The organism is Sphingomonas sp. Leaf32, from assembly GCF_001421765.1.
Taxonomy (GTDB): Bacteria; Pseudomonadota; Alphaproteobacteria; order Sphingomonadales; family Sphingomonadaceae; genus Sphingomonas.
Genome location: NZ_LMLA01000007.1, coordinates 298,094 through 319,514 on the forward strand (window position 1 = coordinate 298,094; position 21,421 = coordinate 319,514).

General features: G+C 66.5%; 16 protein-coding genes. 11 read left to right on the forward strand and 5 right to left on the reverse strand.

The window, feature by feature from the left end:
* The first annotated feature begins 2 nt into the window (after nt 1-2).
* From ASE83_RS09160 to ASE83_RS09200, 9 genes are read left to right on the forward strand one after another with little or no spacing between them, the layout of a single operon-like run.
* The gene (locus tag ASE83_RS09160; protein WP_055788529.1) at nt 3-443 is read left to right on the forward strand and encodes a flagellar hook assembly protein FlgD; all 441 of its coding nucleotides are present in this window, start codon (nt 3-5) and stop codon (nt 441-443) included.
* A gap of 3 nt (nt 444-446) precedes the next feature.
* Nucleotides 447-1,625 carry a flagellar hook-basal body complex protein gene (locus ASE83_RS09165; RefSeq protein ID WP_055788532.1) on the forward strand — a complete coding sequence of 393 codons (1,179 nt, stop codon included), beginning with the start codon at nt 447-449 and terminating at the stop codon, nt 1,623-1,625.
* Nucleotides 1,622-2,362: a FliM/FliN family flagellar motor C-terminal domain-containing protein gene (locus ASE83_RS09170; protein WP_055788535.1), complete on the forward strand. Its 741-nt coding sequence runs from the start codon at nt 1,622-1,624 to the stop codon at nt 2,360-2,362. The genes ASE83_RS09165 and ASE83_RS09170 overlap by 4 nt, the downstream gene beginning before the upstream one ends.
* Entirely contained in the window at nt 2,359-2,619 is a 261-nt protein-coding gene (locus ASE83_RS09175) for a FliM/FliN family flagellar motor switch protein (RefSeq protein ID WP_055788536.1), read from the forward strand. Before ASE83_RS09170 ends, ASE83_RS09175 begins: the two co-directional genes overlap by 4 nt.
* On the forward strand, nt 2,607-2,939 hold the full coding sequence (locus ASE83_RS09180; protein ID WP_055788539.1) for a hypothetical protein: 333 nt from the start codon (nt 2,607-2,609) through the stop codon (nt 2,937-2,939). The genes ASE83_RS09175 and ASE83_RS09180 overlap by 13 nt, the downstream gene beginning before the upstream one ends.
* On the forward strand, nt 2,936-3,595 hold the full coding sequence (gene fliP, locus ASE83_RS09185; protein ID WP_055788541.1) for a flagellar type III secretion system pore protein FliP: 660 nt from the start codon (nt 2,936-2,938) through the stop codon (nt 3,593-3,595). The genes ASE83_RS09180 and fliP overlap by 4 nt, the downstream gene beginning before the upstream one ends.
* A complete protein-coding gene (locus ASE83_RS09190; RefSeq protein WP_156352965.1) occupies nt 3,592-4,326 on the forward strand; it encodes a sigma-70 family RNA polymerase sigma factor in 735 nt (244 codons plus the stop codon). Before fliP ends, ASE83_RS09190 begins: the two co-directional genes overlap by 4 nt.
* A gap of 14 nt (nt 4,327-4,340) precedes the next feature.
* Nucleotides 4,341-4,889 carry a tetratricopeptide repeat protein gene (locus ASE83_RS09195; protein WP_156352968.1) on the forward strand — a complete coding sequence of 183 codons (549 nt, stop codon included), beginning with the start codon at nt 4,341-4,343 and terminating at the stop codon, nt 4,887-4,889.
* The gene (locus ASE83_RS09200) at nt 4,889-5,230 is read left to right on the forward strand and encodes a hypothetical protein (protein WP_055788550.1); all 342 of its coding nucleotides are present in this window, start codon (nt 4,889-4,891) and stop codon (nt 5,228-5,230) included. The genes ASE83_RS09195 and ASE83_RS09200 overlap by 1 nt, the downstream gene beginning before the upstream one ends.
* Nucleotides 5,231-5,353: 123 nt before the next feature.
* Here the strand turns inward: ASE83_RS09200 and ASE83_RS09205 are convergent, their stop codons facing one another.
* Genes ASE83_RS09205 through ASE83_RS09225 form a run of 5 tightly spaced genes read right to left on the reverse strand, consistent with a single transcriptional unit; the run spans nt 5,354 to nt 10,615 of the window.
* Nucleotides 5,354-6,481 (reverse strand): tetratricopeptide repeat protein, encoded by a 1,128-nt coding sequence (locus ASE83_RS09205; protein WP_055788554.1) that lies wholly within the window; start codon nt 6,479-6,481, stop codon nt 5,354-5,356.
* A gap of 4 nt (nt 6,482-6,485) precedes the next feature.
* Nucleotides 6,486-8,522, reverse strand: coding sequence for a flagellar biosynthesis protein FlhA (locus ASE83_RS09210; protein ID WP_055788557.1), 2,037 nt, complete (start codon nt 8,520-8,522; stop codon nt 6,486-6,488).
* Nucleotides 8,523-8,525: 3 nt separating this feature from the next.
* Nucleotides 8,526-9,584 carry an EscU/YscU/HrcU family type III secretion system export apparatus switch protein gene (locus ASE83_RS09215; RefSeq protein WP_055788560.1) on the reverse strand — a complete coding sequence of 353 codons (1,059 nt, stop codon included), beginning with the start codon at nt 9,582-9,584 and terminating at the stop codon, nt 8,526-8,528.
* Nucleotides 9,584-10,336 carry a flagellar biosynthetic protein FliR gene (locus tag ASE83_RS09220; protein WP_055788564.1) on the reverse strand — a complete coding sequence of 251 codons (753 nt, stop codon included), beginning with the start codon at nt 10,334-10,336 and terminating at the stop codon, nt 9,584-9,586. The genes ASE83_RS09215 and ASE83_RS09220 overlap by 1 nt, the downstream gene beginning before the upstream one ends.
* A 9-nt stretch (nt 10,337-10,345) precedes the next feature.
* Nucleotides 10,346-10,615: a flagellar biosynthetic protein FliQ gene (locus tag ASE83_RS09225; RefSeq protein WP_055788566.1), complete on the reverse strand. Its 270-nt coding sequence runs from the start codon at nt 10,613-10,615 to the stop codon at nt 10,346-10,348.
* Between the two features lie 206 nt (nt 10,616-10,821).
* Between ASE83_RS09225 and ASE83_RS09230 the strand changes: the two genes are divergently transcribed.
* The gene (locus ASE83_RS09230) at nt 10,822-20,811 is read left to right on the forward strand and encodes a LysM peptidoglycan-binding domain-containing protein (protein WP_055788569.1); all 9,990 of its coding nucleotides are present in this window, start codon (nt 10,822-10,824) and stop codon (nt 20,809-20,811) included.
* Nucleotides 20,808-21,317, forward strand: a complete 510-nt coding sequence (locus ASE83_RS18480; RefSeq protein WP_156352971.1) for an Imm26 family immunity protein — start codon at nt 20,808-20,810, stop codon at nt 21,315-21,317. The genes ASE83_RS09230 and ASE83_RS18480 overlap by 4 nt, the downstream gene beginning before the upstream one ends.
* The last annotated feature ends 104 nt before the right edge of the window (nt 21,318-21,421 follow it).

The window sequence follows — 21,421 nt, forward strand, 5'->3', positions numbered from 1 at the left end:
CCATGTTCCAGACCCAAGCCGTCGGTACCGCCACGTCGGCGGATGCCGGCGCATCGGCGCAGGGCGCCACGGCCACCAGCGCGTTCGGCTTGGGGTTCGATTCGCTGCTGAAGATCATCCTGACCCAGCTGACCTATCAGGACCCGCTGAAGCCGATGGATAATTTCCAGTTCGTGTCGCAGCTCGCCCAGTTTTCGCAGGTCCAGCAGGGGCAGGCGATGAGCGACCGGCTGAACCAGATCCTTGCCTCCACCGTCACGGTGCAGGCGACCGGGCTGCTGGGCAAGCGGGTCGATGTCCCGGCCGGGGCGGCGACGCTGACCGGGACGGTCGTCGGCATCGCCTTTGCGAACGGCACCCCCACCGCGACCATCCAAACCGACAAGGGGCAGACGATCGGCAGCGTCGCGATCGGCTCCATCACACAGATCAGGGAGAAATAGGCGATGTTCGGTGCCATCTATATCGGGCTGAGCGGGCTGAACGCCCATGCCGCCGGGCTGAAACAGGTCAGCAACAACGTCACCAACCTGAACACCGCGGGGTTCAAGGGGACGACGGTATCGTTCCGCGACTATTTCGGGTCGTCGGACAGCGGCGGCCTGTCGCTGACCGGGGGCGGGCGGCCGGCGGGGCATGGCGTTGGGGTCGGCGACGGGACGCTCGACCTGAAGCAGGGCGAGTTGCGCCAGAGCGACCGCGCGCTCGACCTGGCGGTCGACGGCACCGGCTTTCTGGTGCTCCTCGACGGCGACAAACAGGTCTTCGCGCGCACCGGCAGTTTTCAGGTCGCGGAGGATGGGCATATCGTGATGGCCGGCACGACGCTCAGGCTCGCCACGCTGGATGCCGCCGGGCGACCGGTCGCGCTGTCGGTCGATGCCGCGCGGACCAGCGCGCCCAAGCCGACCACCACCGTCAGCTTCGCCGACAATCTGTCGACCACCGCCACCAAGCCGGTCAGCGTGGCGGACATCGGCGTCTATGACATCAGCGGCGTGCGCCATCTGTGGACCGCGACCTTCGAAAAGGACGGGACCAATGCGTGGAAGGTGAGCGTCGCCGACGACAAGGGCGCGACGATCGGCACCGGCGCGCTGAAGTTCACCACCGCCGGCACGGTCGATCCGACGACGATGACGCTGGCGTTCGAGGACAAGGGCAGCGGCGCGAAGGTGACGTTCGACTTTTCGAAAGGGGTCACGGCGTTTTCGTCGGGCGACGTGTCGACGCTGCGGACGGCGTCGGTCGACGGGCAGGGGGCGGGGACGCTGACCAATGTCGCGGTCAATGCCGAGGGCAAGCTCGAACTGGCCTATTCGAACGACCAGAAAACGGTGCTGGGCGCGGTGGCGCTGGCCGATTTCCGCGATCCCGGGTCGCTGGTACAGCGTAGCGGCGGGCTGTTCGACCACGCCGCCGGACAGGGCGTAGCCTATGCGAACAGCGCCGACCCGCGCGTCGGCAAGGTGCTGTCGCGTCGGCTGGAGGCGTCGAACGTCGACCTGTCGCGCGAGTTCGGCGACCTGATCCTGATCCAGCGCGGGTTCCAGGCGTCGTCGCAGATCGTCAGCGTGTCGAACGACATGATCCAGCAGTTGTTCGGGATGCGGGGGCAGGGATGATCGGATCGGCCTGGGTACCGCCGGGCGCGACATCGGTCGCGCTCGACCACGATCTGGCCGCGCTGGCGAGCAGCTGGGGCGAGGCGTGGTTCGGTTGTCCGCTGGAGGTGTTGGACGACAAGCCGGCCGGGGAAGCGCTGCACGTGCTGGGCGAGGATGTGGCGATCGGCCTTGGCGGCGACGATCCCGGCGCGATGGCGCTGGGGCGGCGTTTTGCCGGGCCGGGCAGCGCGGCGGATCGGGCGTTGCTCGACCGGGTCGGCGATGCCGCCCGCGCGGATATGCGGCAGCGTGTGGCGGCGGCGCTCGCTTGCGGCGGCGACTGGCGCGGGCCGGTCGAGCGGTTGCCGTGGCGGCCGGCACGGGTGCTGCGGTTCGGCGATGCGGCGGGGCGGCTGTCGCTGTCGGTCCAGCTGGGCGAGCGATGCCTTGCCGCCGGGATCCTGGCGCGGTTGCCGGCGGCGGTGACGCCGGATCGGCCGCTGACGCCCTTGTCGCGCGCGATGGCGGGGCGGGGCGTGCGGCTGTCGGCGCGGCTGGGACGCTGCACGCTGCGGCTGGCTGAGATGCGGGGGATGGTCGTGGGCGATACCTTGGTGTTCGACGCGGGGGTCGAGGATGCGTTGCCGGTCGTGATCGACGATGGGGTGGTGGGAATCGCGACCGCGCGCGTCGTGCGCGAGGCAGCGCACTGGACGCTCAAGGTCGATACCAACCGCATGGGGAAGGCCGCATGAGCGCGGTGCAGGAAGGGATCGATCCCCGGCTGATCGACACGGTGTCGGTCGAGGTCGAGGCGGTGGTCGGTGACGCGCGGATGACGGTGGGGGAGCTGACGACGCTGACGCCCGGCGCCACCCTGCCGCTCGATGCCGCGCTGAACCGGCCGGTGTCGCTGCGGCTGGAGGGGCGGGAGATCGCGCGCGGCGAGCTGGTCGCGGTCGACGGCCGGTTCGGGGTGCGGCTGACCGATATCGCGCCATGGGCTTCGTGATCGCCACCGCCGCCGCCACGGCGCAGGTCCCCCGGCTGGGCGGTGGAACTGCCGTGGAGATACCATGGCTGCGGATCGTGGTCGCGCTGCTGTTGTGTAGCGCGGTTGCGTGGGTAGCGGTGCTGTGGTTGCGGCGGGGCGGGGGCTGGCCGCGCGCCCGGCCGGTGCGGGCGGGGATCGAGGTGATCGAGAGCCGGCGGCTGAACCACCATGCCGACCTGTCGCTGGTCCTAGTGCACGGCCGCGAATATGCGATCCTGAGCAGCGCGCAGCAGCAGCGCGTGCTGTCGAGCATCGCCGTGCCGGACGACGCCCGATGACCCCGCTATCGGAAGCGATCGGCGCGGGCATGGGCACCGATGCGATCCGCACCATGCTGGTCCTCACCCTGCTGGCGGTCGTGCCGGCGGTGTTGGTCAGCATGACCAGTTTCATCCGCATCGTCGTCGTGCTTTCGATGGTCCGCCATGCGTTCGGGATGCCGGAGACGCCGCCCAATATCGTGCTGGTCAGTCTGGCGCTGTTCCTGACCGGCTTCACCATGACCCCGACGCTGGACCGGTTGAACGAACAGGCGGTGACGCCGCTCTTGAACGGACGCATCTCGGTCGAACGCGCGATGGAGCGGGGGCAGGCGCCGCTGAAGGACTTCATGCTAGCGCAGACCCGCGATTCCGACATCGAGGCGATCTACGCCATCGCGAAGACGCCGTTGCCAGCGCGGGCGGAGGAGGTGCAGTTGTTGAAGCTCGCCCCCGCCTTCATGCTGAACGAACTGCGCGTCGCCTTCACCATCGGTTTCGTCGTGATGCTGCCGTTCCTGCTGATCGACCTGATCGTCGCCAGCATCCTGCTGGCGCTGGGCATGATGATGGTGCCGCCCGCGACCATATCGCTGCCGATCAAGATATTGATGTTCGTGCTGATCGACGGGTGGAGCCTGATCCTGCAGGGCGTGCTGGGCAGTTTCCGGTGAGAACCGCGCGCGGACGGGGCATGGCGCTGGTGGCGATCCCGCCGCGCGTGGAGGCATCGCTGTGGCGGCGCTGGCGCTACGAGGCGGAGAGCGGGTGTCGCGAACAGATCTTCGTCCGCTACCGATCGCTCGCCAAGGCGATCGCCGCGCGGCAATTGTCTCGGCGTCCGGCGCATGGCGCGGAGCTGGGCGACATGCAGCAATTCGCCTATGAAGGACTGTTGCTGGCGATGGAGCGGTTCGATCCGTTGCGCGGCATCCCCTTTTCGGCATTCGCGCGGCGGCGGATCGTCGGCAGCATCTCGAACGGCGCGGCGCGGCTGGGCGAGCTGGACGCGCAGCATCATGCCCGCCGCCGGGTCGTGCAGGAACGGGTGCGGTCGCTGACCCCTGCGGACACGGGCGGCGCGGTCGAACGGCTGGGCGACATGGCGGCCGGCCTTGCCATCGGGGTGATGCTGGCGGATACCGGGCTGGTCGAGGATGCGGATCGCGGCGACCATCGCCCCGATGCCTATGAAAGCCTGGCGTGGCGCGAACTCCACGCCCTGCTGGGTGCGGCGATCGACCGCCTGCCGGACCGCGAAAAATGGGTGATCCGCGAACATTACGAACACGGCGTCCGCTTTGCACAGATCGCGCAGGTCCTGGGCATCAGCCGGGGGCGGGTGTCGCAACTGCACGCGGCGGCGATCGGCCGGTTGCGCGGCGCGATCGGGTCGGGGCGATGAAGGAACGGGACGATATGGCGTTGGCGGACGAACGGGCGATGCAGGCGTTGCTGCGGCTGGTGGGCGATGATGCGGCGGCCGGGCTGGCGCAGGCCGACGCGTTGCTGGCCGATCATCCCGACGACGCGCGGCTGCATTTCCTGCGCGCATCGCTGCTGGTCGGCGCCCGCCCGATCGAGGCGCACGCGGCGTTCCGGCGTGCGGTGGCGCTGGCCCCCGATTTCGCGCTGGCACGGTTCCAGCTGGGCTTTTTCGAGCTGACCTCGGGCGAGGGGGCACGCGCGATCGCGACGTGGGAACCGCTGCTGGCGCTGGCGCACGACCATTATCTGCGCTGCTTCGCGGTCGGGCTGACCCATCTGGTCCATGACCGCTTTGCCGAAGCGGTCGCGGCATTGCGCGAGGGGATCGCGCTGAACACCGAGACCCTGCCGCTGAACGGCGACATGCAGTTGCTGATCGCCGAGTGCGAGGCACAGGCAGGCGGCGCGACGGCCCCGGTAGAGGCATCGGCGACGTCGTTCCTGCTCGATCCGCTGGGCGGCGGGCGCGTTCTGCACTGATGGCGGAAATCGGGCGGGCCGATCCGGTCCTGCTGCTGTTGCGCGAGCGGCTGCAGGGACGGGGGGAGACGAAGGTCCGGTCGGCGACGCGGGCCGCCGTGCCGATGCTGTCGCCGTTGGAACGGGCGCTGGCGGTCGCGGCGTTGGCGGTGCTGGACCCGGACGGCCGCCGCCGGTTGGTGGTGCGCGCGCTGCTGGCGGAACGGCTGGGCGAGGGGGTCGCCAATGACGCGGCGTTTCAGGCGCTCGGCGACCGGGTTCTGGCGATGCTCGACGAAACGCCGGAAGGGCGGTCGCTGGTCGTGGCGGCGTTGGCGGAACTGGACCTGGAATCCCGCTGACAAAGCCGTCATCCCAGCGAAGGCTGGGATCTCCCGGTGATAGCGCGCTGCAAGAGCCGCTTGATGCCCCAGCCTCCGCTGGGGCGACGGTACGGGGCGAGCAGGATGTCGTCCGAAGCGCGATCAATCGCGCTGTCGGCCCGCCTGCACCATCGCCTGCGCCAGCGTCCGGCCGGTTTCGTCGATCGGCGCGTGCAGCGCGGTGGCGAGGATCGCCTGCACCCGGTCCGCGTTGCCTTCGCCCTGTGCGAGCAGAACCTGCCCCAGCGCCGCCGCGAAACAATCGCGATCGAGCCGGGTCGCCACCGCGATCCGCCGTCGGGCCGCTGCGGCATCGCCGGCGAGGAGGTCGAGTACGCCCAGCGCGCCATGCGCCTCGGCGAAATTGTCGTCCAGTTCCACCACATGGTCGAAGCGGTCGCGGGCGGTGGTGTGGTCGCCGCGCAGGAAATGGGTCCAGCCGGCCGCGATCCACGACCCGAGATGCGTTGCGAACAGCGTCGCGCCGCGATCGATTTCCACCGCTGCCGCGTCGGCATCGCCGCCCGCCGCGATGCGGGCAAGGCCGCTGCCGACCAGCGCGCGCGGGGCATCGGGATTGCGGGCCAGCGCGTCGGCGAATTGCGTGGCGGCGGCGGTGGGATCGCCCTGATCCAGCGCGATCGTTCCCAGCGTCACCAGCGCATCCGGATGGTCGCCCGCCGCATCGGCACAGCGGCGGGCAAGCGACAGATCGTCCATGTCGGTCGCCAGCGTCGCCACCGCCGCGTTCAGCCCGCGATGCGCGCCATGGCGTTCGAGCGACTCCCGTGCCTGCGCCATCGCCGCGTCCATTTCGCCGGCATCGTGAAGCAATTGGACGCGCAGTTGTGCCGCCTGTGGCAGGTCGGCGACCGTTTCGGGATCGAGCAGGTCCAGCCCCTCATTCCCCCGCCCGGCCATGGCGAGCGCCCATGCCCGGTTGAAGCGCACCGGCGGCGGGGCGATGCCATCGTCGATCAGCCGCGCGAACCAGCCCTCTGCCGCGCTCCAGTCGCGCTGTTGCAATGCCGCCAGCCCGGCCGCGTGGATTTGCGCGGGCGCCAGCGGCTGGACCACCGCCAGCCGGTCGAGCAGCGACGTCGCCGCTTCCCAGCGACCTTCGGCCTGTGCCGCCTCCACCGTATCGGCGAGCAGATGCGGGTTGTGCGGGTCATGGGCCAGCAGGCTGGTCAGGCGGGCGAAGCGGCCATCGGGCGAAACGGGGTGCATCGGGTCAGCCCTCCAGGCGAACGACATCGAAGGATTTGAGCGTTATGCGCATCGGAATCTCCTGTACCGACAATATCGCCAGCCGGGGAACCGCCCGCCTGGTCAGCGTGCGGAACGCGCGGCGGGTTTCGGCGGCGCACAGCAGCACCGGGCTGCGCCCCTGCTGGAACATGCGGTCGGCGAGTGGTGCCAGCTTGCGGACGAGCTGTTCGGCGAGGCGCGGGTCGATCGGCATCGCCGACCCGCCGCCCGACGCCGACAGCGCGGTGGTGATCTGGTTCTCGATCCGGGGATCGAGGCTCAGCACGGCGAGGTCGGGATGGCGGCCGCGCAGCTGGTTGCAGATGCCGTGCGCCATGCGCTGCCGGATCAGTTCGGTCAGTTCGGCCGGGTCCTTCTGCGTGCGGCCGAGGTCGGTCAGATGTTCGACGATGGTGTCGATCTGCGCGACCGACACGCCTTCGGACAGCAGGTTCTGCAATACCCGCTGTACATCGGGCACGGCGAGGATGTTGGGGACCAGCTCCTCGACCAGTCCGGGTTGGCGCGCGCGCACGCGGTCGAGCAGTTCGATCGTCGCGGCGCGGGTCATCAGCGTGCCGATCTCGCCGCGCACGATTTCGCCCAGATGGGTGACGAGGACGGTGACGGGATCGATCACCGAACATCCCGCCGCCCGCACCGCATCGGCACGGTCGGGGGCGATCCACCATGCCGGCAGGCCGAAGGCGGGGTCGATGGTGGCGATGCCGTCGACCACCGGCGACGCGCCCTGCGCCGCGATGGCGAGCAGATGGTCGGGCAGGATGGTGGCGGCGCCATAGCGCGCGCCGAACAGGCGGATGGCATAATCGTCGGTGCCGAGCGTCCGGTCGGGGAGCAGCTTCACCGCCGGCAGCGCCACACCGAAATCGCCCTCATGCACCTGCCGCAGTCCGGCGATACGGTCGAGGATCACCGCTTCCTCCGGGCGCCAGCGATCGGCCAGCGTCGCGCCCATCGCGATGTCGATCATCGCGCCGGTCGCGCGGGCGCCGTCGTCCGCCTCCTCCTGCGCAGCGGTTTCGCCATCGTCGGACCCGGCCAGCCGCCGCACGCGCCACCACGCGGCGGCGGCGACCAGCGCGATGAGCAGGATCGGCCATTTGGGCATCCCCGGCATCAGCAGCAGCGCCAGCAGCACGGCAGCGACGATCAGCGGGATGCGCGGTTCGGAGGTGAGCTGGCGGAAAATCTCCAGCGACAATTGCCGGTCGGCGGCGGAGCGGGTGACGATGATCCCGGTCGCGATCGAGATGACGAGCGCGGGCAACTGCGTCGCGATACCGTCGCCGATGGTCAGCAGGGTGAAATGGTGCAGCGCCTCGCTCCACCCCAGCCCCATCTGCGTCACGCCGACGATCCAGCCGGCGACGATGTTGATGAGCAGGATGATGATGCCGGCGATCGCGTCGCCCTTCACGAATTTCGACGCGCCATCCATCGCGCCATAGAAGCTGGCTTCCTTTTCGAGCGCGGCGCGGCGGCGGATCGCTTCCTTTTGGTCGATCAGGCCCATGTTCAGGTCGGCGTCGATGCTCATCTGCTGGCCCGGCATCGAATCCAGCGTGAAGCGGGCGGCGACCTCCGACACGCGCTGCGCGCCGGCCGTGACCACGACATATTGCACGACGACGAGGATCGCAAAGACGACCAGCCCGACGACGAAATTGCCCTGCACCGCAAAGGCGCCGATCGATCCGATCACCTCCCCCGCGTCACCACCGGTCAGGATCAGCCGGGTGGCGGCGACGTTCAGCGACAGGCGATACAGCGTCGCTACCAGCAGCAGCGAGGGAAAGGTCGAAAAATCGACCGGCTTGCCGACATAGAAGGTCAGCAGCATGATCGACAGTGCGAAGCCGAAATTGAGGATGATGGCGAGGTCGAGCAGCGCGGTCGGGATCGGCGCGAACAGGATCGTCAGGATGGCAATGGTCGCGCCGACCAGCGCCAGATCCTTGTTGTCGGCCAGGGTGTTGCGCCATGTGGCGGTCGTCATGCTTCAAGTCCTTGGGGCGGCGCGCGCGAGGTCGATGTAGAGCTGTGCCACCGCGCCGTAGTGATCGGACGGGATGGCGTGGCCTGCCGTCGCGCCGTGGAACAGCGCGCGGGCGAGCGGCGGATTGCGGATGACGGGAATGCCCAGCGCCACCGCCCGTTCGCGCAGGGCGAGTGCGAAGCGGTTGCGGCCCTTCGCCGACACCTGTGGCGCGTCCATTCCCGCCGCATCATAGCGCAGCGCGACCGCGAAATGTTCGGGATTGACGATCACCATGTCCGAACCGGGCAGCTTTTCCAGCCCCTCCGACTGGCGGACGAAATCGGTGTGGAGCTTCTTGCGCTTCTGCTTGATGCGGGGATCGCCCTCGCGGTCGCGCGCCTCGCGGGTCACTTCGCGGCGGCTCATCCGCATCTGTTTGGCGAAATCGCGGCGGACCAATAGCTGGTCGAGCAGGGCGAAGCCGACCGCGATGGCGATATAGGTCAGCAGCAGGCGCAACCCGGTCGACAGCAGCAGCGACGGCAGCCGGGCGGTGTCGCCCGCGACCTCGGCGAAGCGGCCGATGCCATGGGTCACGGTCAGGAAGGTCGCGGTGCCATAGACGGCGAGCTTGGCGACGCTCTTGCCCGTTTCCTTGAGCAGACGCAGCGAGAAGAGGCGCTTCAGTCCCTTGGCCGGGTTCAATCGCGAGAAATCTGGTTTGAGCGGATGGGTCGAAAACACCAGTCCGCGCAACTGGACCAGTTCGAGCAGTACGACCAGCGCCACCACCGTGCCCCCGAACAGCGCGAGCGGTCGGAACAGGTGCCAGCCGTCGCCGGGTACGCCGATGGGACCGGATGCGGCGGAGGCGATGCCGGCGACGAGGATCGTGCGGACCAGCGCGGCGAGATCGGCGGCGATCCGGTCGGCGGAGGCGAGGGCGAACGCCGCCAGCGCGACCATCGCGGCGAGGAACGCCGGTTCGGTGCTGCGCGCGACCTGCCCCCGTTCGCGGGCGCGGCGCAGCTTGAACGGGGTCGCGTCCTCGCTGCGGTTCTGGTCCTGCTGTTCGGCCATCAGCCGGCGTCCCGCATCATGTCGGTCGCGCGGGCGAGGATGCGCAACAGGAGCGCGCCCGACAGGCCGAGCGCCAGCGGCAGGGTGGCGACGGTCGCGATCGCCTTTACCTGAAACCCCAGCACCAGCACGTTCATCTGCGGCAGGGTGCGCGACAGCAGCGCGACGGCGAGGTCGAGCAGGAACAGGACCAGCAGCACCAGTCCCGCCAGCCCGACCGCCAACAGCGCGACGCCGGAAAGATAGTCGAGCAGCGGCTGCGGCGACCCGCCGGCCACCGCACCCAGCGGCACGCGCTCCAACGACGCGGCCCAGAGGCCGAGGAAGTCGCGCGGGCCATCGGTCGCAAAGAAGATCGCGCCGGCCAGATAGACGAACAGCGTGCCGACCAGCGGCATCTGATTGCGGGTGGCTGGATCGACCAAGGTCGCGATGCCGAAGCCGGCCTGCACGTCGATCGCGCGTCCGGCCCACAGCAGCATGGCAAAGGCCAGTTGCGGCGCGAGCGCGAGGGTCAGGCCGAGGAACAGCTCGGTCGCGGCCGTCACCGGCACGCCCGCCGTCCGGAACGGCGTGCCCGTGGTCGCATCCGGATACCCCGCGACCAGCCATGCCGACAAGGCGATGGCGAGGATGACGCGCACGATCGCGGGCACGCGGAACAGGGTGAAGGGCTGGGTAAAGGCAAAGACCGGCACGATGCGCAGGCTGAGCAGCAGGCACGCAACGGCCCTGTCGACCAGATCGACCATCGTGGTGGCCTATTGCACCAGCGAGGGGAGGGCGATCAGCAACGATCGCGCGAAATCGGTGATGCGCGCGATCATCCACGATCCGGTCAGCAGCAGCAGCGCGGTCGCGGCAAGCAGCTTGGGGATATAGGACAGCGTCGCTTCCTGTAGCTGGGTCGCGACCTGCACCACGCTGACCGCCAGCCCGACGATCAGCATCGCGGCCAGCAGCGGGCCGGCGACGGTGACGCAGGTCCACAGCATGTCGTTCATCAACCCGATCGCGCGATCCGAATCCATCACCAGTCCCCCGCCGTCCCCCGCGCGCTTCTAACGGGTGGTGTCGGGCGGGGGCGGTCAAACCCGCTCCGTTTCGGGGGAGGTCGGGCGATGCTGCATCCGTTTCGGCGGTGCAGGAAAAATCGGCACCCGCCCCCCTAAACAATCCGGCGAACCCGCGGATCAACTCTCCGGCTGCGACAGGTGGCCGACAGGGGGATTGGGGCATGGTTGCGATCTTCGCGGGCGCCGGCACGGGGCTGGAACGCGGTTCGGGGAACATCATCGGCGCGGGCGGGACGGTCGGTTCGTCGGTGTTCGGGCGCGGCGGCAGCCAGGTGCAGGTGAACGCCGCCAACGGCAATTTGGTCATCGCGCGGCAGGACGAGTTCCTGAGCGCGGTCGGCGACGATGTCGCGCTGCTGCGCGTCTATAACAGCCAGGGCGACCTGTCGGACACCAATGGCGACAATTGGCGGATGGGTGAGAACCGGGCGCTGCGGGGGCTGATCGGAACGGCGAACGGACCGAACAGCAGCATCGAACGGGTCGGGGCCGATGGGACGGTCGCCATCTATTACCGCGATGGTTCGGGCTACGTCGCGACCGATGGCGCCGGCGCGTACGACCGGATCACCTGGGACGGGACCAACTGGCGCTGGCAGGACGGCGACAGCGGGACGATCGAAACCTATGGCAGCGACCTGCGCCTCGCCCGATCGACCGACCGGTCGGGGCATGTCACCCAGTTCGCCTATAGCGACGGCAAGCTGTCGCGGATCACCGGCCATGACGGCGGCTATCTGGAATATGCGTGGTCGGGCAATCTCATCACCGGGATCACCAGCGTCAGCCAGGGCGCGACGACGATCCGCACCCGCTATGGCTATGACGGCTATGGACGCCTTTCCAGCGTAACCGTCGATCGCACGGCCCAGGACAACAGCATCGCCGACGGTGATGTCTATACGACGACCTATGGCTATCACGGCAGCTCGCGGCTGATCGCATCGATCACCGAGACCGACGGGTCGTCGCTGCAGATCTTCTATGACGGGTCCAACCGAGCGACCCGGCTGGAGCAGTCGGTGGCGAGCGGCGTCACCCGCACCACCACCCTGACCTACAATGCCGGCAACACGGTCATCACCGACCCGCTGGGCCAGGCGACGACACTGTCGCACGACGGGGCGGGGCGGCTGGCGACGATCACCGCGCCGCCGGCGGTGGCGGGCGGTGCGGCGCAGGTCGTGCAGTTCGGCTATAACGGCAATGGCGACCTGACCAGCGTGACCGACGCGGCGGGCGTCACCGCCACCTATGGCTATGACGGCAACGGCAACCTGCTGCGCCAGACCGACCGGACGGGCGACGAGGTCACCCGTACCTACAACGCCGCCAACGAAGTGCTGACGGAAACGCGCACCGGGTCGGATCGTTTTTCGGCCGCATCGCTGCAGACGACGCGCTACGCCTATGACTCGCTCAACCGGCTACGCTATGTCGTCAGCGCGGACGGCCGCGTGCGCGAGACGCGCTACGACGGCGGCAGCGGGCTGGTCGCGTTCGTCATCGACTATAACGCCAACGTCTATGACCTGAGCGGATTGTCGGCGTCGACCGCGCTGTCCGAGGCGCAACTCAACAACTGGCGCGGCAATACCGACCGTGCGCAGTCGTCGGTCACGCAATTCTACTACGATGCGCGTGGCAATCTGGCGCAGAAGATCAGCTATGGCGCGACCAATGCCGATGGCGGCGCCAACCGGGACAGCGGCTACACCCACGAGTATTTCATCTACGACGCCGCCGGTCAGTTGCTCAGCCGAGGCCCTGCCGGCCGGGCCAAGGAAACCTACAGCTATGACGGGCTGGGGCGGGTCATCCAGTCGACCGACGTCAATGGCGGCACCACGCGCATTACCTTCAACGATGCGGCCACGCAGACGACCGTCACCATGGCCGATGGGTTCGTGCGGACGTCGACCTACAGCAAGGCGGGCGAACTGCTGAGCGTGACCGAGTCCGGCAGCTATGTGACCGGGGGCACGAACAGCTACCAATATGATGCCGGGGGCCGGCTGCGCATCGCCACCGACGCGACCGGGCGCAAGCGCTATACCGTCTATGACGGCGCGAACCGCCGGGTCGCCGACATCGGCGGCAATGGCGAGATGACCGAATATCGCTACGACGCGAATGATCGCATCGTCGGGACGGTCCTGTACGCCACCTTCATCACCATACCCGCCGCGCTGAACGATCCGAACGCGTCGGTGTCGGTCGCGGCGCTGCGTCCGGCAGCGAACGCGACCGGCGATCTGTGGGACTGGACGGTGTACGACCGCGAGGGGCGGGTGCTCCAGCTCGTCGATGGCGACGGGTCGACCAGCGTCAACGCCTATGACGATTCCGGGCGGCTGATCGCGACGACGGCCTATTTCAACCGGCTGACCGCCGCGCAGATCGCTGCGTTCCGCAACAACCCGCCCGGTGCGGTCACCCTGCCCACGACCCATGGCAACGACAGCGTGTCGCGCATCTTCTATGACCGCGACGGCCATGTCATCGGCCAGTTGAACGGCGAGGGGTATCTTTCGCAGACGGTGTACGATGGCGGCGGGCGGAAGGTCGAGGAGATCGGCTATGCCGGCGCGACCGCCGCCAACCTGCGCGCAGGCGGCAGTTTCCAATCGCTACTGGATAGCGCCGTCGCGGCCGGCGAGGCGCGTTCCACCCGCTATGTCTATGACCAGCAGGGCTATCTGCGCTTCACCATCGATGCGCTGAAGCGGGTTACCGAACACGGCTATTATTACGACGGCTGGAAATGGAGCGCGTTCGGACCGGTTCGCCAGACCATCCGCTATGCCCAGTCGATCGCGACGCCCGCCACCTTCACGGTCGACGGCGTCCGGGCGGCGCTGGCCACGATCGCGAGCGATCCGGCTAACCGGACCGACTGGGCGGTCTATGACGCCACCTGGCGGCTGACCCATGCGATCGACGCAGCGGGTGCGGTGACCGGATACCGGTACGACAATCGCGGGCGGGTGATCGCCCGGGTCGACCATGCGACATTGCGCCCGACCAGCAGCCTGCCGTCGCCGGAGACGATGGCGGGCTGGGCCAACGACAATCGCACGGACGCAGACCGGACCACGCGCTATTATTACAACGCGCGGGGCGAACTGCGTTTCACGGTGGATGCCGAAGGGTATCTGACCCACAATGATTACGACGCCGAGGGGCGTCTCTTCTTCACCGGCCGCTGGAGCACCCGTGTCGCGGCGACCGACAGCTGGACGATCGATACCGCGTATAACGCGATGGCGGGTGACATTACCGTCGTATCGCGATCCTACGACGCGCGCGGGCGACTGAGTTCGGTGTGGGACAATGCCGGGCGGTCCACCCGCTATGCCTATCGCGCCAACGGCCAGCTGACCTGGGAAATCCGCAGCCAGGGCAAGGCGGACGAGGCGACAATCCTCTACGGCTACGATCAGGCGGGCCGCCAGTCGTACAAGACGACCGCCCACGGCACGGCCGACGCCAGCACGACCTCCTATGTCTATGACGGCCTCGGCAATCTGCTTCGCACCGTGGACGGGCAGGGGGCGGTATTCGATCGGACCTATGATCGGGTCGGCCAGATGCTGACCGAAACCAACGCCCAGAATGCGGTCACCCGGCACCAATATGATGCCTATGGCAATCGCGTGCGGACGACCGATGCGCGTGGTGCCGTAACCTATCGCTATTTCGACAAGTTGAACCGTACGGTCGCGATCCGCGATGCCGAGAATTTCGTCACCGAAACCGCCTATACGACGTTCGGCGAGGTCGCGTCGGTCAAGCGTGCCTATAACCGCGCGACCAACACGGCGGATGTCGCGACGCTGCCGGTCTATGCCGCGCACGGCCTCGATGCGAAGACGTCGTTCCAATATGACCGGCTGGGCCGCGTCGTCGCGACGATCGATGCCGAAGGCTATGCCGAACGCTACACGCTGAACGCGTTCGGCGACCGGGTGAGCGTCACCAACAAGCTGGGTGGCGTCACGATCCAGACCTATGACCGGCGCGGGCTACAGACGTCGCAGACGTTGCCGATCACGTCGGTGACCGAGGATGGACACATACAGGCGACCAGTGTCGTCAACCGGTTCGAATATGACTCGCGCGGCAACCGGACCCGCACCATCGAGGCCGAAGGCCTGATCGAAGAGCGCGCCACCCGCTATGCGTATGACAAGGCGGACCGGCTGATCGAGGTGCGCGGACCGTCGGTCCCGTATTTCAATGCGTCGTTCGAGGTCGGCTATACCGACCTTATCGCCAGCTACCGCTATGACACGCGGGACAATCTGATCGAGAGCCGCGATGCCAATGGCGCGCGGACCCTGTCCTATTACGACGATAATGATCGGAAGATCGCGCAGATCAGCCCGACCGGCACGCTGACGACCTATGTCTATGACAAGACCGGCGACCTGACCACGACGCGCGTGTACGGGACGATCGTCGCGTTGCCGGCCGATCCGGGCGGCCCACCGCCCGCGGCGCCCGGCGGTGAATATCGCGAAACCGGCTATGGGTATGACAATCTGGGCCGGTTGCGCAGCACGACCATCACCGACATCCGCTCCGGGCGATGGAACGGCAGCGCGTTCGACCTGACGACCGACCCGATTACGACCAGCTATCAATATGATGCGGTCGGCAACCTGATCGTGGAAACCGATGCCGAAGGCGGTTCGGTCTTTTCCTTCTACGACCGCAACCGCAACCGGATCGCGCAGGTCGACAAGGAAGGATATGTCACCCGCTGGTGGTACAACGCCGAGGGCAATGTCGTCGGCGAGCGCCGCTATGCCAACCAGACCAGCGGTGCGGCGGCGGGTGTCCTACCCGCCACGGTCGACAGCCCGGCGGACCGGCTCACCGATTTCGCTTATGACCGGAACGGCAACCGCCTGACCGAACAGCGGCGCAACGTCGCGATCGCGTCGGTCAGCGGCGGCACGATCCAGACGACGACCGCCACGTCGATCGTCCGCTATGCCTATAACGGGCTGGGCAAGATCGTTTCCAAGAGCGAAGCGACCGGCGACACGACGAACTATGCGTTCGACACCATGGGGCGGCTGACCGAGGAGCGCCATGCCTCGTTCCTCGACCAGACTGACAACGAAGTCCGCTCCCGGCTGACCTATGCCTATGACGGTACCGGCAACCTGACCCGCGCGGTGCAGGGCGACCGCGAATATGCCGGCGCGTTTCGCGTCACCAAATATTACTACGGGTTGACCGGGCGGCTGCGCGCAACGATCGACGCGGCGGGCGGGCAGGTCAATTACGAGCATGATGCCGCCGGCAATGTCGTGCAGGAAAGTCGCACCCGCCTGACCAGCGACGGCACGATGGTGACCGAGGCGAAGCTGACCGTCCGCGATCTGGCCGGGCGGATCGTGTCGCAGGGCATGGGGCGCTGGAACGGCAGCGGATGGGACCGCGGCGACATCCAGCAGACCGCCTACAACGCCTATGGCGAGGTCAGCCAGCGGGGCACCAACGGCGGCTGGCAGGAACAATTCGCCTATGACCGGGCGGGCCGCTTGTACCGCAGCAACGCGGGGGACGGCGTGTGGCGCTATTTCGTGTACGACCGGCTGGGCAACCAGACCGCCGCGATCGAAAGCGAAGGTACCGCGATCGATGGCCAGACGCTGGATGGCATGTTGTCCTATGCGACGCAGGGCTTCGCCTACGCGCTGGGCGCGCAGTACATCAATGGCATCACCACCACGCTGACCGCTTATGACCGGCGGGGGCAGGCGACCCGGACGATCCAGCCCAACCGGGAATTGTACGATCCGCAATATGTGTTCAATGGGTCGAACCACCAGGCCACGATCGAGACGGCACGCGCCTACAACGCGTTCGGCGAGGTGGCGTGGGAGCGCGATGCGCGCGGCTACTATACGCACATGGCCTATAACACGATGGGCCGGCTGCTATGGCGGCAACGCCCGCAGGTGGAGGTGACCGACGAGAACGGCGCGACCCGGACGGTCAATCCCACCGAATATTTCCATTACGATGCGTCGGGACGGACCGTCGCTTCGCGCGATGCGCGCGGCGCGCTCACCACCCGGACATTGCTCACCGGCACCGGCTATGACGGGTCCGAAGCGTTGGTGGTGCGCGAAACGACGGCCGACGGGGCGGTCGTCGCCCGCCGGTACAACCAGTTCCTCGAACAGACCGTGGCGATCGACGGCATCGGTCGATCGACCTACATGACGTATGACGCGGTCGGGCGACTGACGCAAGTCACGCGCCCGAGCGGCCAGTCCGACTATTACGCCTATGACGTGTTGGGCCAGCGTATCCGCCACTGGGACAGCTATTATGGCGAGGCGAATGCCGAGCGGACCGATTACGACATGCAGGGTCGCGTCGTCCGCCAGGTGTCCGCCGGTGGCAGCGAAGGAATCGCCGATACCACGACCACGACCTACAACTGGTCGTCGACGCTGGCGACCGACGGCATGGGCATTTTCGGCGGGTGGGTCGCCACCACGACCTATGCCAATGGGCTGACCAGTATCGCCCATACCGATCTGTTCGGGCGGACGATCAAGTCGATCGACCTGGGTGGGAACAATGCCAGCTTCACCTTTGATCTGGCGGGGCGGATGACGTCGCGCTGGGATGGCGTACCAGGCAACGGCTCGGCGACCGACTATCACTATTACAATACGGGCTTGATCGCCGGGATCAGTCGGGGTGAGGACCTGTCATGGTATCCGCGGGACAGTTCAAACCCCGGCCCCTCATGGACCTATGAACGGACCAGCTACGGTTATGACGCGGCAGGCAACCGAACAACCGAACGACATGAAATCCAGCGAGGGATTTGGCAGAACGAGGGCGGCGGCTACTATAATGGCTATGAATATGAATATAGCGACAATTGGGTCTATTCTGAAGAACGCGAGCAGTATCAAAATGCCGTCATAGACTACGACGCATTGGGGCGCATCACCCGCTGGTCTGAGGGCGGAGGGCAGACCCGCTCCACTGCATCGCTCGATTACAAATATGATGAGAACGGCAATATCCGCCGATCGCTGGCCAATTTCTACAGTCTCGACCAGAATGGCGGCATCACGCCGGGGGTGCAGGATAATTGGTATCGCTACGACGCGCTGAACCGCGTGACGACGGCGAAGGGGCAGCTGGCGGGCGGTCAGATCGTGGCCGGCCATGGCGGGGCCAGCTATCAATACGACCTTGCCGGCCAGCGTGTCGCATCGTCACGGACGATCATGGCCAGCGCCTGGGTCCAGAACCCGTACGACTATGACTATGGTGGCTCGACGACGGTCTATTACGACGCGGAGCAGCGCGAAACCTATGGCTACGACGCCGATGGGCGGCTGACTACGGTCCGCATCGCGACGCAGGGCTATGACGATAATGGCGACGGCACCGTTACCGCATCGGCAATGGGCAAGGCCGAGCTGAAGGCGATGTTCGGCTATGACGGCGTGGGCCGTCAGGCGAGCCAGATCGACTATCTCTACGACGGCGACACCAACGGTACGGCGGCATGGCAGCGTTCGACCGGCTTCAATGCGCGCGGCCAGGCGACGAGCGAGACGACGTGGCAGCGGCAGGGCAACGATACGATCCGCACCACGACCAGCAACAATTACGGATCGGGCGCGAACTATGCGCTGGGATCGATTACCAGCAGCAGCAGCCAGACGTTCAAGAACAACAAGTCGCAATACAGCGCGATCACGACCAATGCCTATATTTGGCGGGCGGGAGCGGCGCTGTCGTCGACGACCTACAAACAGTCGGATCAGTCGGCGCGGACCAGCAGCTATCATTATGACGAAAGGGGGCAGCTGAGTTCGGTGGACATCGCCGACGGCCGGCCGCGCAACGTTTACTTCATCACCGACATGACCGGACAGGTCGTTCGACGCGACGAATCCGATCGGGACTATAACAAGGGCGATCCGCACGAAATCTGGTACCGCTTCAACGGGCGCACGCTGGGCTATGTCGGCAATAACGGGACGCAGGACACCAGCTACCAGGCATCGATCGACAAGCGGACGCGCAGCCAGGGGACGGGCGCGTTCGACGGCGGGTCGGCGTACGGCGTGTCCTATGCCGATTTCGACCAATCGGTGGCGCCGGTCACCAGCTTTGCGCAAGGGTCGGGCGGCGGCAGCTACAGCGTACGCTCGGGCGATACGCTGGCGGGAATCGCCGCGCAGCTATGGGGCGATGCCGGCCTGTGGTACAAGCTGGCCGAGGCGAACGGCCTGAGCGGCGCGTCGGCGCTGGTCGCAGGCCAGTCGCTGACGATTCCCGCGGGCGTGCAGAAGGCGACGCACAGCGCGGCGACCTTCACCCCCTACGACCCGGCCGAAGCGCTGGGCGACACGTCGCCCAGCGTCCAGCCCAAGGCGAAGAAGAACAAGTGCGGCGCGTTCGGCGCGATCCTGCTGACGGTGATCGCGGTGGCGGTGACCGCGCTGACGGCGGTGGCGCTGCCGGCGGCGGTCGGCCCGGTGCTGACCGGTGCCCTGTCGGCGACGGCGGGCAGCGTGGTGAGCCAGGCGGTTGGCGTCGCGACCGGTATCCAGGACCGGTTCGATTGGAAGGGCGTGGCGATTGCGGGCTTGAGCGGCGCGATTGGCGGGGCGCTCGGCAACATCAGCCCGTTCGGATCGGGCAAGGACTTCCTGACCGGCTTCGCCAACGGGGCGGTGCGCGGAGCACTGGGCAGTTTCGTCACGCAGGGGCTGGCGGTCGCGACGCATCTGCAAAAGGAGATGAACTGGCTGGGGGTCGCCACCGCCGGCGTGGGTGGCGGCGTGGCGGGAGGGCTTGGCAATGCCCTCAAGCTGGGATCGCTCGCCGACGATTTCTCTGCCGGCAACATGGCCCGCACCGCGCTGACCAACACGGTCGGCGGCATCGCCAACGCAACGATCCGCGCGATCGCGACCGGCACGAGCTTCGGCGACAATGTGCTGGCGGTGCTGCCCGATGTGCTGGGGCAGACAGTGGGGGAATTGGTAAGTGCGGGGCTTACCGGGCATGGGCGCGACATCGGCTCTGCCGCTGCCCCCGCGACGACCTCGGATTTAAGCAGTGAAACGGGCGATACGGCCAATTCCGTCTCCGGCGGAGAAAGCGTAGTAAGCGGACAAGATGGGTTGGTGCGGTCGCCAATGCAGGGCGTAAGCCGCGTCATTGATGCCGGTTCAAGTAACGGTGATGGGCAAATGCCCGATATTGTCGTCACGGCTAACCGGTACACGTTCGACTTGTTTCGCAGTCTGAATGGATATCAATTAGGCCACTATATCCAGCAATATGGCGAGGTATCCTTCATCGAAGGTGCGCAATGGGCGTCGCGGCTTAGTACGCCAACGACATCGCCATACCATCTTACTTCTCACGATGGTCCCCTTGGTCGATATTTCACGCAAATTGGTAGCGCATTCCAAGGGTTTTCATATGGCGGGCGAGATTATTCGAGTGCGGCCGCTGCACAAGCGGGTGGGATGCCCGTCGTGGCGAACGGTCCCAGCCAGTCATATCTCTATGCGAGGCAGCGTGATGCGGCCTTCCTGGCATCGATCGGTGATGGAACGCTGGGACTGGGCCCAATTGCCTATGTCGCTGGAGGCAGTCCGCACCTGATCAATGCTAGTGGGCAATTGGACCGCGCCCTGGGCGGTCTCGCCATAGGGGCGGCAATCGGAAGTGGTTCGAGGGCCGTATTGCCCAGGCCGGGTCGACCGGTGGCAACAGGGCCGGTGGACCCGTTATCCGGTGCTGGTCGGCAGAATGCTGCACAGGGCGAGGTTGCTGACGGACTTGTTTATCTTCGTACGGATAGCACAGGGAAGCTCGCGCCCTATGTCGGCCAGACCACGGAAGCCAACGAACTTGCCCGACAGGCTGCCCATGCTCGCACGAATCCAAATTCCCGGTTCGAATTTGAAACGCTTGAAAGCGGCATACCCAAGGGTGCTCAGTTGGATATAGCTGAGCATAATGCGATACAGGCACGTACTGGAGGCGTCGCTGCGCGGCGTTCGTCAGCCGTGTCAAATCAGCGTGATCCGGTCGGCCCCCGTCGTAGGCCTGCCTTTGGATTGCCGGAGCCAAGATGAGCGGAGCGAATATGAGTGTAATACCTACAGTTGGCGATGTCTTCCTCATCCCGCTAGACGACGTATCGGCGGTGGGTGGCCACGTGGTGGCCATTCGTGAACACGAGGAACTGTACGTAGCCATTATGGGCCATCGGGTTCGTCGGGACGAGAACGATCCAGAAGTTGCCATCGCTGGCGAGCCGGTACTGCTCACCCTATCGTTCGATGCTAAACTATCAAACGGCGATTGGGCGATTATCGGTAATTTAGCAGGTGCTGTGAATCGCTACCCCCACCCCGCATTCAAGATAAAATATGTGGGTGCGATGCTTATCGAGTCTAGAGATAGAAGCGTCCGGCGTCCTGCAACTAACGACGAGTTAGATATACTACAGAACCGCTCGGTTGCATCGCCGATGGTAATCGAAGATGCGATAAGGGCGCACTTTGGCTTGGGTGAATGGAGCGAAAGCTACAACAAGCGTCGTGCTGAGTATGCTGCGAAATCGTCCGAGCTAATTTGAACGTGATCTACGTGCTCTGTCGCTGCAGGGAGAACGGCGATCGGCAGCGGAGCGGGGGGTATTGTTGGAACTTACCACGACTTGATCGCAGCAGGCACGAACGG

Bases quoted from the DNA above. Each gene is read 5' to 3' on its own strand.
- ASE83_RS09220 (WP_055788564.1), bottom strand. From the start codon at position 10,336: ATGGTCGATCTGGTCGACAGGGCCGTTGCGTGCCTGCTGCTCAGCCTG.
- ASE83_RS09210 (WP_055788557.1), bottom strand. From the start codon at position 8,522: ATGACGACCGCCACATGGCGCAACACCCTGGCCGACAACAAGGATCTG.
- ASE83_RS09175 (WP_055788536.1), top strand. From the start codon at position 2,359: ATGAGCGCGGTGCAGGAAGGGATCGATCCCCGGCTGATCGACACGGTG.
- ASE83_RS09170 (WP_055788535.1), top strand. From the start codon at position 1,622: ATGATCGGATCGGCCTGGGTACCGCCGGGCGCGACATCGGTCGCGCTC.
- ASE83_RS18480 (WP_156352971.1), top strand. From the start codon at position 20,808: ATGAGCGGAGCGAATATGAGTGTAATACCTACAGTTGGCGATGTCTTC.
- ASE83_RS09225 (WP_055788566.1), bottom strand. From the start codon at position 10,615: ATGGATTCGGATCGCGCGATCGGGTTGATGAACGACATGCTGTGGACC.
- fliP (WP_055788541.1), top strand. From the start codon at position 2,936: ATGACCCCGCTATCGGAAGCGATCGGCGCGGGCATGGGCACCGATGCG.
- ASE83_RS09195 (WP_156352968.1), top strand. From the start codon at position 4,341: ATGGCGTTGGCGGACGAACGGGCGATGCAGGCGTTGCTGCGGCTGGTG.
- ASE83_RS09180 (WP_055788539.1), top strand. From the start codon at position 2,607: ATGGGCTTCGTGATCGCCACCGCCGCCGCCACGGCGCAGGTCCCCCGG.
- ASE83_RS09205 (WP_055788554.1), bottom strand. From the start codon at position 6,481: ATGCACCCCGTTTCGCCCGATGGCCGCTTCGCCCGCCTGACCAGCCTG.
- ASE83_RS09165 (WP_055788532.1), top strand. From the start codon at position 447: ATGTTCGGTGCCATCTATATCGGGCTGAGCGGGCTGAACGCCCATGCC.
- ASE83_RS09160 (WP_055788529.1), top strand. From the start codon at position 3: ATGTTCCAGACCCAAGCCGTCGGTACCGCCACGTCGGCGGATGCCGGC.
- ASE83_RS09215 (WP_055788560.1), bottom strand. From the start codon at position 9,584: ATGGCCGAACAGCAGGACCAGAACCGCAGCGAGGACGCGACCCCGTTC.
- ASE83_RS09200 (WP_055788550.1), top strand. From the start codon at position 4,889: ATGGCGGAAATCGGGCGGGCCGATCCGGTCCTGCTGCTGTTGCGCGAG.
- ASE83_RS09230 (WP_055788569.1), top strand. From the start codon at position 10,822: ATGGTTGCGATCTTCGCGGGCGCCGGCACGGGGCTGGAACGCGGTTCG.